Origin of the sequence: Lentibacillus sp. L22 (assembly GCF_040812445.1) — a bacterium.
In the GTDB taxonomy this organism is placed as follows: domain Bacteria; phylum Bacillota; class Bacilli; order Bacillales; family Amphibacillaceae; genus Lentibacillus_C; species Lentibacillus_C daqui.
In genome coordinates, this window is the sequence record NZ_JBFNXI010000020.1 from 1 (window position 1) to 14076 (window position 14076).

Annotated in this window: 16 protein-coding genes; 6 read left to right on the forward strand and 10 right to left on the reverse strand. The window is 40.8% G+C overall.

What is annotated here, in order from left to right:
* The first annotated feature begins 148 nt into the window (after positions 1 to 148).
* A complete protein-coding gene (locus ABRT01_RS10465; protein ID WP_367747037.1) occupies positions 149 to 1132 on the forward strand; it encodes a zinc-binding dehydrogenase in 984 nt (327 codons plus the stop codon).
* Between the two features lie 180 nt (positions 1133 to 1312).
* Here ABRT01_RS10465 and ABRT01_RS10470 read toward each other — a convergent pair whose 3' ends face one another.
* The 10 genes from ABRT01_RS10470 to ABRT01_RS10515 form a co-directional block, all read right to left on the reverse strand.
* Positions 1313 to 1840, reverse strand: a complete 528-nt coding sequence (locus ABRT01_RS10470; protein ID WP_367747039.1) for a hypothetical protein — start codon at positions 1838 to 1840, stop codon at positions 1313 to 1315.
* Between the two features lie 680 nt (positions 1841 to 2520).
* Positions 2521 to 2685, reverse strand: coding sequence for a sporulation histidine kinase inhibitor Sda (locus ABRT01_RS10475; protein ID WP_439649395.1), 165 nt, complete (start codon positions 2683 to 2685; stop codon positions 2521 to 2523).
* Between the two features lie 202 nt (positions 2686 to 2887).
* On the reverse strand, positions 2888 to 4111 hold the full coding sequence (locus ABRT01_RS10480) for a dicarboxylate/amino acid:cation symporter (protein WP_367747041.1): 1224 nt from the start codon (positions 4109 to 4111) through the stop codon (positions 2888 to 2890).
* Between the two features lie 162 nt (positions 4112 to 4273).
* A complete protein-coding gene (locus ABRT01_RS10485) occupies positions 4274 to 5137 on the reverse strand; it encodes a DUF421 domain-containing protein (RefSeq protein ID WP_269409474.1) in 864 nt (287 codons plus the stop codon).
* A 54-nt stretch (positions 5138 to 5191) separates the two neighbouring features.
* A complete protein-coding gene (locus tag ABRT01_RS10490) occupies positions 5192 to 5395 on the reverse strand; it encodes a DUF1657 domain-containing protein (protein WP_269409473.1) in 204 nt (67 codons plus the stop codon).
* Between the two features lie 56 nt (positions 5396 to 5451).
* The gene (gene spoVAE / locus ABRT01_RS10495; protein ID WP_367747043.1) at positions 5452 to 5802 is read right to left on the reverse strand and encodes a stage V sporulation protein AE; all 351 of its coding nucleotides are present in this window, start codon (positions 5800 to 5802) and stop codon (positions 5452 to 5454) included.
* Complete coding sequence (gene spoVAD, locus ABRT01_RS10500) at positions 5799 to 6815, reverse strand: stage V sporulation protein AD (RefSeq protein ID WP_269409471.1); 1017 nt, start codon at positions 6813 to 6815, stop codon at positions 5799 to 5801. The genes spoVAE and spoVAD overlap by 4 nt, the downstream gene beginning before the upstream one ends.
* Positions 6815 to 7294, reverse strand: coding sequence for a stage V sporulation protein AC (spoVAC, locus tag ABRT01_RS10505; RefSeq protein ID WP_269409470.1), 480 nt, complete (start codon positions 7292 to 7294; stop codon positions 6815 to 6817). The genes spoVAD and spoVAC overlap by 1 nt, the downstream gene beginning before the upstream one ends.
* A gap of 41 nt (positions 7295 to 7335) precedes the next feature.
* Positions 7336 to 7821, reverse strand: coding sequence for a hypothetical protein (locus ABRT01_RS10510; RefSeq protein WP_367747046.1), 486 nt, complete (start codon positions 7819 to 7821; stop codon positions 7336 to 7338).
* A gap of 86 nt (positions 7822 to 7907) precedes the next feature.
* The gene (locus tag ABRT01_RS10515; protein ID WP_269409468.1) at positions 7908 to 8111 is read right to left on the reverse strand and encodes a DUF1657 domain-containing protein; all 204 of its coding nucleotides are present in this window, start codon (positions 8109 to 8111) and stop codon (positions 7908 to 7910) included.
* Positions 8112 to 8527: 416 nt separating this feature from the next.
* On the opposite strand from ABRT01_RS10515, the gene ABRT01_RS10520 reads away from it, so the two are divergent.
* From ABRT01_RS10520 to ABRT01_RS10540, 5 genes are all read left to right on the forward strand, one after another.
* Positions 8528 to 9802: a molybdopterin molybdotransferase MoeA gene (locus tag ABRT01_RS10520; protein WP_367747048.1), complete on the forward strand. Its 1275-nt coding sequence runs from the start codon at positions 8528 to 8530 to the stop codon at positions 9800 to 9802.
* Positions 9803 to 10825 (forward strand): GTP 3',8-cyclase MoaA, encoded by a 1023-nt coding sequence (gene moaA / locus ABRT01_RS10525; RefSeq protein ID WP_367747050.1) that lies wholly within the window; start codon positions 9803 to 9805, stop codon positions 10823 to 10825.
* Between the two features lie 29 nt (positions 10826 to 10854).
* Entirely contained in the window at positions 10855 to 11265 is a 411-nt protein-coding gene (locus ABRT01_RS10530; RefSeq protein ID WP_269412561.1) for a YwpF family protein, read from the forward strand.
* A gap of 225 nt (positions 11266 to 11490) precedes the next feature.
* A complete protein-coding gene (locus ABRT01_RS10535) occupies positions 11491 to 12507 on the forward strand; it encodes an NADP-dependent oxidoreductase (RefSeq protein ID WP_367747053.1) in 1017 nt (338 codons plus the stop codon).
* A gap of 518 nt (positions 12508 to 13025) precedes the next feature.
* Positions 13026 to 14066, forward strand: coding sequence for a DUF1646 family protein (locus tag ABRT01_RS10540; RefSeq protein WP_367747055.1), 1041 nt, complete (start codon positions 13026 to 13028; stop codon positions 14064 to 14066).
* Positions 14067 to 14076 lie beyond the last annotated feature (10 nt).

Below are 14076 nucleotides of genomic sequence, written 5' to 3' on the forward strand. Positions count from 1 at the left end.
CGGTGCTCAAAGCTACGCCGCCTAGAACTTCTCGGTCCTTTTTATCCTCCTTTTTGAACACGCACTTATAATCGATTTTGTTCGCGCTGCAGGGAAAAACTAGTAATGTAACAATTTTTAATACATATACACGGAAGGGTTGATTGCAATGAAGGCTTTTGTTCATCAACATGGAGATTTGGCAGTTAGAGATATTACTGAACCACAGGCGGGTGCCGGGGAAGTAATCGTACGGCTTAAGGTTGCCGGGTTAAACCACCGCGATTTATTTATCCCAACGCGTCGGGGACAGGAAACGGACGCCTTGGTACTTGGTTCCGATGGTGCAGGTATCATTGAATCGGTCGGCACTGGTGTAACGCAATTTGCCCAGGGCGATGAGGTAATTATTAATCCGTCACTACGATGGAACGAAAATAGTGTTGCACCACCAGCATCATTTGATATTTTGGGCATGCCTGACAATGGGACGTTTGCGGAGAAGATTGTTCTTTCAGCAGATCAAGTGGAAAAAATGCCACAGCACCTGACGTGGGAAGAAGCGGGTGTTTTAGCGCTGTCAGCTTTAACTGGATACCGGGCGATGTTTACCAAAGGAGAATTAAAAGCGGGACAGACGGTGTTTATTCCTGGAGCCGGAAGCGGTGTTGCGACATATCTGATTTCTTTTGCCAAGGCACTGGGAGCACGTGTGATTGTTACCTCCCGTAGTGAAGAAAAACGGGAGGCCGCGAAAAAGCTGGGTGCAGATATTGCTCTTGATACTGCCAGCGACTGGGCGAAAGAATTGAAAAATGAAACCATCGATCTGGTCATTGACAGTGTTGGTGCAGCAACCTTTAACCGATCACTGGAAATCTTGAAAAAGGGTGGCCGCATCGTTGTCTTTGGCTCTTCAACAGAGGATACGGTCAACTTGAATTTACGTGACTTTTTCTACGGTCAATATCAATTCATTGGTTCCACCATGGGGAGCAGGGAAGAACTTCGGTATATGCTTGCGTTTATAGAAAAACATCAAATTCATCCCGTGGTAGACCGGACCTTTGCCTTGGATGACGCCAAGGAAGCAATGAATTACCTCGAGCAGGGCAGGCAATTTGGTAAAGTAGCCGTACGAATAAAGGAATAATAGATAAGTTTGCACTAGGGATGTCCCATGATTGCGCTTGACACGGGCATCCTCTTTTTATTTGACCAAAAAATGGAAATTGCTGATGTATTACCGCGTACGATGAATAAACGCTAGCCCACTGATTTATCCTGCCAGAAACCTTGGGATAGGCCAATCGCCAGACAAAATTTCAGGGTCTCATCCCTTTGTTCTGCTGCAAGACCGTAAACGTTTGCATAGAAGTTCCAACAGATGGCCGATTACAGCCCCAATCAGTCCCAATGTTATGCCACTGTAAACCGGGGTTTTGAAAATGGGTGAATATGTAGCGAGGAACCCGCCATGCCAGGCTATCCCAAAATTCATTCCTGTCACCATGCCGAAAAAAAAGCCTGTCAAATATACCTGCTGTGAATTTTCTTTTTGCTGGATCCTTCGATTAATCACATGGGCTTGGTTATATGCCTGCCATAATGAATAGCAAAAAATGGATGGATAAAATAGTCCCCATTCAAAATCGATCGGCTGGTCAGCAAGATGAAAATTGCCTCTTAACGTGTAGAGGATTGCTATATTCAAATGGGATTGAAGATTTAAAACGATCTCCCAAACCATTAACACCATCCCCAAAAAATAATCTTTATTGTATAATTGCCCAAATCCGGGTAAGGCTAATGACCAAAGTAAGGCAGCGACCGGCGATTTATAGTTTTCTTTTTTTCCCATTTCCAACCTTCTATCTTTCTTGATATTTAGGTGTTAAGGTGATGCACGCGTCCTATCGTGGATAACGAACCAAACAATGCGCAAATGATGGATGAATCACTAACAGCCACCATTTTAAACGTCAGAAAATTATCATTGGTCCTATATTCCATTCCACTTTCATCGATCATAAGGTTGTATTATTGTAGCCAATATCCTTGTACTTTATGAAATATTCCACAAAAAGATGATGAATAGGATATTGTTGTAAAATATTTTTGGAGAATTACCATTACATGAAGGGTAATTCTCCTATATTTTTTTGGGGAATAAACTGGTAAAATGAAGTAGCATCATAAAGATTTTGCAACAGGGGGGCAATTCAATTTGGATCGTTTTCATATGCTAGTCAATGAATTTAAGGAAAAATTAGGTCGAGAATTATCCGATAAGGAGATTAGGTGGATACTATGGGTTGTCAACCAGGAAAAAAAGGATGTGGGAAGGGAGCACCTATAATACAAGGAATCGCAGGGAAGTTAGTTATTATGAACAAAGGTGCTGGAGCAGGATGGTGCTTATCCCGGCAAGAGCAGAAAAAAGCGGGTATTTATACTTTCTTACTAATTAACAAAAACACTTACTGTCCACCCTTATCCTTGTCCAGCGTGTAAAGCCGGAATGAATCCTTTTCATTCCGGTTAGTTGTTTTGTTTTTGCTTTTCTGTGTTATACTGAATCACTAATCCACGGTCATCCATTTCTTTTTCGATTAAATTGCAAAAATCCTCGTCCAAATTTAATTCCATCGCTTTTTCAAAAGTCTCTATCAACAAATCGTCCGACATATTTTTAAAATTACTCACTCTACTGGAGCCTCCTAACCCTTATTTCTCGTTTGGAAGGGTCTAAAAATTAAAACACATGTTCTTTTTGTTATTATAGCATATCTGTTCGTTTATGAAAAGCGGGTTATTAAAGTATACCTACTAACTTAACTGAAGCCAAATCAAACGACTATTTTTAACAAAAAATGGCACCCCATATCATGATAGGGTGCCAGACAATTTACTCTATTTCACGATCCATCCAGTCTTTACCTTCCAACTGACGACTTACAAGCATACCGGAAACTGCGTCACCAGTAACATTAATCATCGTTGCTGGGGGATCAACAATAACACCAATAGCTGAAATAATCGGTAGTGCCTCAATTGGCAGGCCATATAAGGTAACGATCATTAATTCACCCATAAAGCCGCCGCCCGGGATACCACTCATTACGATCCCGGAAAGCAAACAAATACCGATTGCGATTAAATAGGTGTCCAATCCGGAAAAGTTTTTATTAAATACACCAAAAATAAATGCGATTTTTAACATGGCTGCCAGGCAGGAACCGTCCATATGAATGGTTGCACCAAGCGGTAACACGGTTTCACGGATATCTTTTGGAACGCCAATTCTCTTGGCTGCTTCCAGGTTAACTGGTAATGAACCAATACTGCTGCCTGTCCCCAGTGCTGTAACGGCAGGGGAAAGAATGTTTTTCCAAAAGCGGGTGACCCCTTTTCTCCTACCGGCTACAAACGCATACAATGATAATCCTACGGCAAAATAAATAATTGCTACAGGATAGTAAACAAGAACTGCTTTGGCGTAATCACCAATTAAATCTGTACCAAACTGGCCAATCAAGGCGGCAAAATACGCTCCTAATCCAATTGGAGCATAATACATGACAATTTGGACAAGTTTCATAAAAACTTCTGAACCACTCATTAAAAATTTGGCGAATGGCCTGCCTTTCTCACCGGTTAACCCGGTAGCCAACCCAACCAATACCGCAAAAATGATCAGAACAAGCATATTGTCTTTGGAAAACAAATCAACAAAATCGGAAACGGTAAATGTATGAACAAGTTGATCGGCAAGCGATGTCTGTTCCACATCATCCGGTGTTTCCAATGGGATGTCCGCACCTGAACCAGGCGGGAATAGGATAGTTGCTAGCAACATAACGACCGATGAGATAATCCCCGTTACGATAAAGACTGTCATCATCGAACCCATGATTTTTCCCAGCCGCTTCATGCTATTCATGTTTGCAATAGCCGATGAAATAGAAAAGAAAACAAGGGGCATAACAACCATAAATAAAAGATTTAGAAATATATCCCCAAGTGGCTTGATAACATTTGCTTTATCGCCAAAGATTAACCCAATAATTGATCCAATAATGATAAATAAAAGCAGGATGAGGGGAAACTGATATGCTTTTAGCTTTTTCATGCTTTGTACTCCTTATGATTGAAAAATATAGTTTACATACTCTTTTATCATACATGAAGTACAACAGGATGAACAAGACTAAAGCGGCAGGAGAAGTTCGCTAATGTCGTAACGTCTGAGTTGCAACATCGAACTGACCTGAACCCGCAGTCCTCATTCATCCTAATTCAGGTAAGGTGTAATATCGGTAATTGCTTTTGTGAGTTTTTTGCTGTTTTTTTGGTACAATTGTTTTGCTTCTTTATTCTCCGTTCCCAAAGCAAAGAGTTCCAAATCGGCCTGACATTTTTTTAGCGTTGCCAGCAGTAATGGCTTCTCACTTGGGCTAGGGACAGCAATTTTGTCATCATATAAATCAACCGTCAGTTGGCCATCACTATCCACCTCACCGAGAAAAACATTTTCAATACTGACATTTAGCTTATCCAGTTCTGTTTCCAGCCAGTTTACATTTAACGAAAGGTTTGCCAATGGCTCATGTAGAACCTTGCCATCCATAATGACGGTTTCCGGTTGTTTATCTGGTGGAACCTTTAATCCGAGATATTTTGCTGTTAACGGCCGGTTTTCTTTTTTAGGCAAAACACTTAACGTTCCGGATGGTTCAAGTACGGCAAATTCAACATCTGCAGCGCGAAAAACATTTTTATCGCGCAGGCTTTCTTGCAGATCATCAATGGTAAACCGTTCTTTCTTCAAATTATCTTCCATTATTTTACCATCTTGAATGAGAACAGTACTTTTACCTTGAACAATGTTGCGTAATTTCTTGCTTTTCATGGAAAAGTATTCAATACTCCAAGGAATAATAAACCATAATAAAGCAGAGATCCCGCCATAAATGAGACTGGAATCTAGTTCCGTGGCATGGACGGCAATAATGTCCCCGATAACGATACCGGTGATATATTCAAATACGTTCATCTCTGCCAGTTGTTTTTTCCCTAGGCCCTTTGTGATGAGAAAAAGAGCAACAATCGTGATTAATGTCCTGACAATAACCTCTAGTGGGTCTGGTAAAGGCATAGTTCATGTTCCTTTCTAAAGCAAAAATGTAATTCGAAAAAACCTAATTGAATTTCAGGATTTATACTGTGGTTCTTCCTTTGCTAATCGAATTACTTGTTGCTGTAGGTCAACTTTTACTTCATCAACTATTTTCCTGGTGTTTTCAAATACTTCTTTTGCTTCCTGATCCATTGTTTTGTTGGCTAACAAATCCAAGGTAGCTTCTGCGCTTTTTATGGATGAAAAACAGCTTTTTACCTGTGAACCAATCGTCATTTTACTCATCCTTCCATCAGAAATTTGCCGCTAACCGGGCGCTTTTAGCCTTTGTGTTACCCTTTTGGCTTAAAGATAATCGCGCCGAGTACTCCGAAAACGATGGCGGCGGAAATACCGGAACTGGTTACCTCAAACATTCCGGTCAGTACACCAACGATGCCATGAGCTTCTCCTTCAGCCAGCGCGCCATGAACAAGGGAGTTACCAAAGCTGGTAATTGGTACAGTAGCCCCGGCACCAGCAAAATTGATTAACGGCTCATATAAACCAAACCCATCCAGCAGGGCGCCGATCACGACCATAATACTTAATGTATGGCCAGGTGATAGTTTGAAAACATCCATCATAATTTGCCCGATCACACAAAACGCACCACCGATTATGAATGCCCAAAGAAAGATCATGATTCATCACCCCCGGTTTCAATGGATACTGCATGGGCGATACAAGGGATTGACTTTTTTTGCTGTACACTTACTGGAGAATGCAAGGCACCTGTAGCCACGACCAGCATGCGTTGAATTTCGCCACGGCGCATACGGTTCATAAAATGTCCGTATGTACCAACCGATGAACAGGCTGCACCACTACCACCGGATTGTACCGGCTGATCCTCCCGATAAATGGTTAATCCGCAATCGACGTATTTTTTTTCATCCAAATGAATCCCGGATTTCTTGAATAAATCCAATGATGCCTTCCTGCCAACATACCCCAAATCTCCGGTTATAATCAAATCGTAATAAGAAGGATCAACATCTCGTTCTTTTAAATGTGTGATAATTGTATCGACCGCAGCGGGAGCCATGGCACCACCCATATTGAATGGATCGGTCATTCCCATATCAACGACTTTGCCAATGGTTGCTGTGGTAACTTTTGGACCATCGCCACTTTTTGCAACCAGTGCAACACCCGCACCGGTAACCGTCCATTGTGCTGTTGGCGGTTTTTGCCCTCCGTATTCAGTCGGATAACGGAACTGTCTTTCGGTTGCTGAATTGTGACTAGCAGTTCCGCTCATAATGTAGTTTGCTCCATGACCATTAATAAGGAATGCCGATAAGGCCAGACTTTCCATTGATGTAGCACAAGCATTAAATAAACCGAAGTAAGCACTGCCCAGGGTTTTGGCAGCAAAACTGGTTGGGGTAATTTGGTTGATTAAATCACCACTCACAAAAAAATCAACTTGTTCTTTTTGGATAGGACTATTTTCAATGGCAAACTGGCATGCTTCCTCAAGCATTTTCTGCTGTGCCAGTTCAAAGGACTTTTGTTTTAACCATGTGTCTTCATGGAGCAAATCAAAGTCTTTTGGAATTTTTCCCTTCGCTTCAAAGGGACCACCGACCGTTCCAGTAGACAGAATGACCGGTTTATTTTCAAATATCCAGGTTCTGTGACCAGTAAGCATTATAACCAACCCCATTGTATAAGAATCGTTTTAATTAATGCGATGATAAATGCAGAAAATACCCCGATCGCAATGACTGAACCAGCCAGTTTAAACATGTTGCCGCCAACGCCAAGCACAAACCCTTCCGGACGATGCTCAATAGCCGCAGAAATAACCGAATTTCCGAATCCAGTAACCGGAACGGCAGCACCTGCGCCAGCAAATTGGCCAATCCGATCATAAATACCAAATCCAGTTAATAACATGGTAATGAATATTAAGGTAGCAGTTGTTGGATTGCCAGCTGTTTGCTCCGTGAAATCAAAATAATAAATATAAAACATGGAAATAAATTGTCCAATCAAACAAATGAGGCCACCAATGAGAAAGGCCTTGATACAATTCTTAAAGACTGGTCGTTTTGTTTCCTGTTTTTTTTGCATAGCTTGGTATCTTTGTGCTTCCGGAGGCAAATTTTTCTTTTTATTATCAGCCATCGTCCATCACTCTCTTCCAAATAAGATCTAAACTTGCTTGATCAGGTTTGTTCCTTACTTAGTTTAATCATGTGCTTCACTTGCTTTTCCAATTTATTATTGGAGATTTTGTTATCATTAATAGCTTGCTCCAGCTCATTTAATTCGACCCAAAGTTTTTGATCGGTTGATAATTTCGTTTGGTATTTCGGGAATTTTTTCTTTAGTGCTTTGGAATATTTTTTTTCCAGGTCATCCAGTTGAAAACGCTTGTTATGGTGCACTTGAACCGCAACTAATAGGTATTTTTTTGTATTAACAGCTTTAATGGCTTTAATATCTTCAAATTTACTTAACACCTTTTTTGCCTCATTTGCCGCATCTTGATCGATAAAATCGTCAGAGGCAGTTTTATCAAACTTGGTAAACTCCACGTGATTGTCATTATCAGCCGATTGAGAACTTGGATTCGTACCATTATTTGCCGAACATCCGAATAAAATAAGAAGGAGGAGGGCAGGAACCGCAACGTTTTGTTTGATTTTCATCTCATCACCCCTTATGTAAAACCGGGGCTGATGGTTGCCAGCCCCAGAACGAAGCGCCCTTTAAAAGGGTACCTGTCGTTTTGTGCTTATTGTTTATATTGTGGTTCTTCCTGTTCAATTTGTTGCATTCTTGGTTCAATTGTTTGTAAAAGGGTTTCTGTTTGTTGTGCAGCATTTTGATACAATTGTTTTGCTTGTTTATTTTCGGTTTGCAGGGCAAATTGCTCAAAGCTGGCTTGAGCACTTTTTAATCCGGCTAATGTTTGTTTAACTTGAGTTGCAACAGTCACGTGAATTCCTCCTTTGTTTTTGACAACCGTCACTAGTTATGATTGTTTTTTCCGGATGAAATATACGCTTTATTTTTTTCCGGAAAATGTAAAATTGCAAAAAAGGGACAACCGCTTTACTACTGAATTTGCCCCATAATACGGGAATCGCCGTAAAAAGGAGCAAAACCGCCGTAAAGTGGTCAAAAATTGCCGATAATTGGCGGGAACTGTCATGGACTTTTGGCTAAAATGTTCATTATCTATATTTTTCGTACATTATTGTGATCTCTCTCACATTTTCATGAGGTAAAAAGCATTAAAATTGATGTCAGTGGGAAAACCATCCCGCTAAACGTTACGAATGGATCGTTATTCAATTCAGTCTATTTTTGTTACACTAAACTTAGGTAAATTTGGCAGAGAGGTTTGATATAATGGTGGAGAGAAGAAAACCTATTCCAGTGGCAGATGCAGTGGCAAAGGTTATGCAATACAAAAAACAAGGGGAAGCAGAAACAGTTTCCATTGAAAATTGTGATGGGAGAAGATTGGCGGAACCGATCGTGGCGAAACATCCGGTTCCACCATTTGATAAATCACCATACGATGGATTTGCACTGCGCTCAGCAGATACAAATGATGCGTCAAAGGATCATCAGGTGGAATTTGCAGTAGTAGAACATATTGGTGCTGGTCAAGTGCCAACGAAAACATTGGAAAAACAGCAGGCAACTCGCATCATGACCGGGGCAAAAATACCTGATGGTGCTGATTGTGTGGCCATGTTTGAAGTTTGCCAGGAGTATGAACGGGACGGGAAAAACTTGATGGCGATGAAACGTAAATTGGAGGCGGGAACAAATATCATTCCAGAAGGCTCGGAGGTTTCCAAAGAAGATGTGCTAGTTGAGGCTGGCGCAATCATTAACCCGGGAATGAAAGCGGTGCTTGCAACATTTGGTTATAGTGAGGTTCAAGTTGCGAAAAAGCCTGTTGTCGGCGTAATAGCTACAGGAACAGAACTGTTGGACGTTGATGAGGAATTACAACCGGGAAAGATTCGTAACTCCAATGCATATATGATCATGTCACAAATTAAACGGGCAGGTGCCACAGGCCATTATTTTGGCAAACTTGCTGATGAATTTGATTCCAGTTATGAAACCATTCGAAAGGCATTGGATCAAGTCGATATTCTAATTACAACAGGTGGTGTTTCCGTTGGCGATTTCGATTTAATGCCGGCAATTTACGAAAAGTTGGGTGCTGAAGTGCTGTTTAATAAAATTGCCATGCGGCCGGGAAGTGTGACAACGGTTGCGGTAAAAGGAGACCAGTTATTATTTGGGTTATCAGGGAATCCATCTGCTTGCTATGTTGGCTTTGAATTATACACAAGACCGATTATTCAGCATTATTTATTTAACAAGCAACCATTCTTAAAACAGGTAAAAGCAACATTACAAGATGATTTTCCAAAACCGAACCCGTTTACCCGATTTGTTCGCAGTTACATCACGTATAATAATGGACATATCGGCATAAAACCAGCCGGAATCGATAAATCCAACGTTGTAACCTCACTGGCTTACACCAATGCTTTAATGGTTTTGCCTGGGGGATCAAGAGGTTTCACCGCGGGATCCACTGTCGATGCGTTACTGTTGGATAATGAAGATGGGCAGCAGAATTTTAAAGGAGTGTTATAAATGGTGAAAGAGGTTACACCAATCACCGACGTATTTGGAAGGTCGCTTAGAGATTTGCGCATTTCCGTTATTGATAAATGCAATTTTCGCTGTACGTATTGCATGCCCAAGGAGATTTTTGGTGATGATTATCCGTTTCTGCCTGAGAGCGAGCTGTTAAGTTTTGAAGAAATTATCCGGGTGGCTAAAACATTTGCAAAGTTGGGGGTTGAGAAAATCCGGATAACAGGGGGCGAACCATTACTACGCAAAAATCTGGATCAACTCATCGCCAAATTAACGGAAATTCCCGGTATTGACGACATTGCACTTACCACAAATGCCGTTTTGTTGCCAAAACGTGCGACAAAATTGAAGGAAGCGGGATTAAAGCGGGTCAATATCAGTTTGGATGCGATTGATGATGATGTATTTACAAAAATTAATGGCCGGGGTGTTCCGATTCGCCCCGTTTTGCGTGGAATTGAAGCAGCAAAACAGGCGGGACTAAAAGTGAAAGTAAATATGGTCGTGAAAAAAGGAATGAATGAAAGCCAGATTTTGCCTATGGCACGTTATTTTAAAGGAAAGGACATTATTTTACGCTATATCGAATTTATGGATGTAGGAAACCACAATGGCTGGGATTTGAATCATGTTATTTCCAAAAAGCAGATTATTGACCGGATTCACGAGGAAATGCCAATTGAAGCGGCGGAGGAAAATTATTATGGTGAGGTAGCTTCCCGGTTTCGTTATCAAGATGGGGAAGGTGAGATTGGTGTGATTTCATCGGTAACGGATTCTTTTTGTGGCACGTGCACACGCATTCGTTTGTCTGCGGATGGGAAATTATATACCTGTCTCTTTGCCTCATCCGGCTATGATTTGCGGGGACGGTTGCGTGATGGTATAACAGATGAAGAACTTCAGACGAATTTAACCGGTTTATGGAAACGCAGAACGGATCGTTATTCGGATGAACGAGCTGAACGGAAACATGAAAACCGCAAGAAAATCGAAATGTCATATATTGGCGGTTAGCACAATCGAATAAAGGAAGGTGGTGGATGATGAAAACATTCAAATTGAGGAAATTGGAGACTCTTGAAACTGTTGAAGAAGATATCATCTTGCATGAAATCCCTTTAATAGATGGATTGATTATCAATAAGGAAGATGACTATGACCACTGGGTGATTGAGGCATATTTGGACCGTTCCTATCAAGCCTTTTTTGAGGATTTGGCAAATAGGGGAGATGAGGTTATGTTGCAGGTAAAAATCACCAAGGAGAGTAATGCACCAGCGACCTTTATTACATCGATTGTAGGCATCAATGAGATTGGTTCCAATACCAATGTGTTATTTCTTGGCACTATTATTGACCAGCAGAAGAGTAAAGTTAATGCACTGTTACGCAAGCTGGTTGAGGAAGGATATCAGGGGGAATCATTGATTAATAAATTTAAGGAAATGATATAGGGTGTGTCATCTAACTTCAGTGATGGGGTTGTCAAGAAAAACAAAAGTCTATTCAGACAGCGGCTGGTTCCTTTAAAGGGGATCAGCTTTTTTAAGTTAGACAAAGATAGCGGATCGATTGCACCATCCCTGATTTTTCTGGGGGAAGTTGCATCCACTGATAATGTTTTATTTTTCACAAGATGGGAATACAGTTAAGATGATGAAAATGACAGGAGGTAATAAATGATGAAACAACAACAACTAATTCTTCGCGAACGACCAAATGGATTACCAAATGATGATACTTTTCAATTCAAAGAAGTAAATGTGCCAACACCGGGGGACAAAGAAGTTTTATTAAAAACGTTGTATGTATCGGTTGATCCATATATGCGGGGAAGAATGTCGGATGCACCTTCCTATGCCAAACCATTTGACGTTGGCGCACCGTTAAAGGGGGCAATTGTAGCACAAGTAGTTGAAACAAACGATAATCAGTTTGAGCCGGGAGATATTGTAACAGGCACACTTGATTTTCAGGAATACAATGTTGCAAATGCTGATAGTGTTCGAAAGGTCGAATTAAATGGGCTGGAACCAAGTAATGCACTAAGCGTATTAGGTATGCCCGCTTTGACTGCTTATTTCGGTATGATGCACATTGGTGAGCCGAAGCAGGGTGAAACAGTTGTTGTATCTGGAGCAGCTGGAGCAGTTGGTCAAGTTGCCGGTCAATTGGCGAAAAGCGCTGGCGCACGAGTGGTTGGAATTGTCGGTTCCCCTGAAAAAGCAGAATATATCACCGGAACACTTGGCTATGATGCAGCGGTGGAATACAAGAAGGGAGACGTCTACAAACAATTAAAGGCTGCCTGTCCAAACGGGATTGATGTTTATTATGAAAATGTTGGTGGCGAAATATCCGACGCCGTTTGGCCACAATTAAATACGTTCGCCCGCATACCAGTATGTGGTTCCATTTCTTCTTATAATTTGAAAAAAGGGGAAAAAGATATGGGACTGCGGGTGCAGCAATATTTAATTAAATCCCGGGCGAAAATGCAAGGACTCCTTGTTGGTGATTTTTCGGAGCATTATAGTGAAGCATATCAAGTGCTTAGTGAAGCCGTTAGCAAAGGGGATTTAAAGTTTAAAGAAACGATTCACGAAGGATTTCGTTCGATTCCAGATGCTTTTCTTGGACTGTTTTCCGGGGAGAATATTGGTAAGCAGTTAGTGAAAGTGGCGGATAATGATTAAGTTGGTTCACATCTGAATAAACCCGGATTCATTTACTAAACACAACACTAGTTCAAACGTTGGTTAATGTATATGAAAAAATGCTCGGTTTTAAAAATTTTTTGTTGTCATGCCAAATATTCTCTGTTATGCTATAAAGCAGGAAGAATATTTAACAATATTGAATATGTAATTTAATTTTTTGGAGGAGTCTGTCACCAAAGGGATACGTATACCCTGAGTGACGGGCTCCTTTTTATTTTATAAAGCGAGGTGAAATACATACATGATAATAAGGTAATTTGGAGTCATGATACTATTTGGCTGATAACATATTTCTACCTTTGAAGCAGTGAAACTGAAGAAAACGAGCCAAATACATATCAGACTTTGTGGCGGGAAGAAGCGGTGGATGTTTGTGTAAGAACTACCGCGATCTGTCCACGTTCTAAATTGAATAAAATGTAAAAAACAACTGAAGTAGGGATCTTGTTTCTGCGTACCACAAAAGACTTTAGACATTTTAGGAGGAATGTATTTTGATCGTTGGTTTAATCATTATTTTACTTCTTGTATTATTGTTGCCGTTTACAAAGTTTGTTGAAAAGAATTTGGAAGTGTTTTTGTTTATCATGGGTGTTTTATCGGTACTGGTCAGTCAGGTATTGGATTGGCCTTTAATCAAAGAGGCATTGGTGCATCCGATTAATATTACCCTGGCAGTACTTGTCGCCGGTTTGTTGTTTAGATGGTTCCAGACACCGATTGAAAAAGGAGTACTTGGCATGAGCAGGGCAATCCCGTATCGCGTATTCATTGCTTTGTTTGTCATTATACTTGGACTTATCTCCAGCTTGATTACGGCAATTATTGCGGCAATTATTTTAGTTGCCATTGTCGGTGTCCTGCGATTGGACAAAGAATCAGAAATCCGTTTAGTTGTGCTGGCTTGTTTTGCAATTGGTTTGGGGGCCGTTCTCACACCGCTTGGCGAACCGCTTTCAACCGTTGTGGTCAATAAATTGAATGAAGACTTTTTTTACCTTTTAAAATTAGTTGGTATCTATGTTATTCCTGGGGTAATTATTTTTGGTATACTTGCAGCGATGTTCGTGAAATCAGAGGAAGAATCACAGGAAATACTGTCGCAGCAAAGTTCGAAAGAGAAGGCGTTCAATAATGCAGAGACAGAATCATATAGCGAAATTATTATTCGCAGCTTAAAAATATATTTATTTGTTATGGCGTTAACGTTTCTTGGTGCCGGGTTCGAGCCGTTAATTGAGCGGTATTTGCTCGATTTGAATCCGTTGATATTGTATTGGATTAACATGATCTCTGCAGTACTGGATAATGCGACACTTGCTGCTGCTGAAATTAGCCCTTCCATGGATAGTACAACCATTAGAGATATGTTATTGGGACTGCTTGTGAGTGGAGGAATGCTTATCCCGGGAAATATCCCGAACATTATCGCCGCCGGAAAGCTTGATATTACCAGTAAACAATATGCAAAATTTGCTTTACCGGTTGGATTGGTGGCAATGGTCGTCTATTTTGTTGTCATTCTTATATTTTAGAAAAACAAAG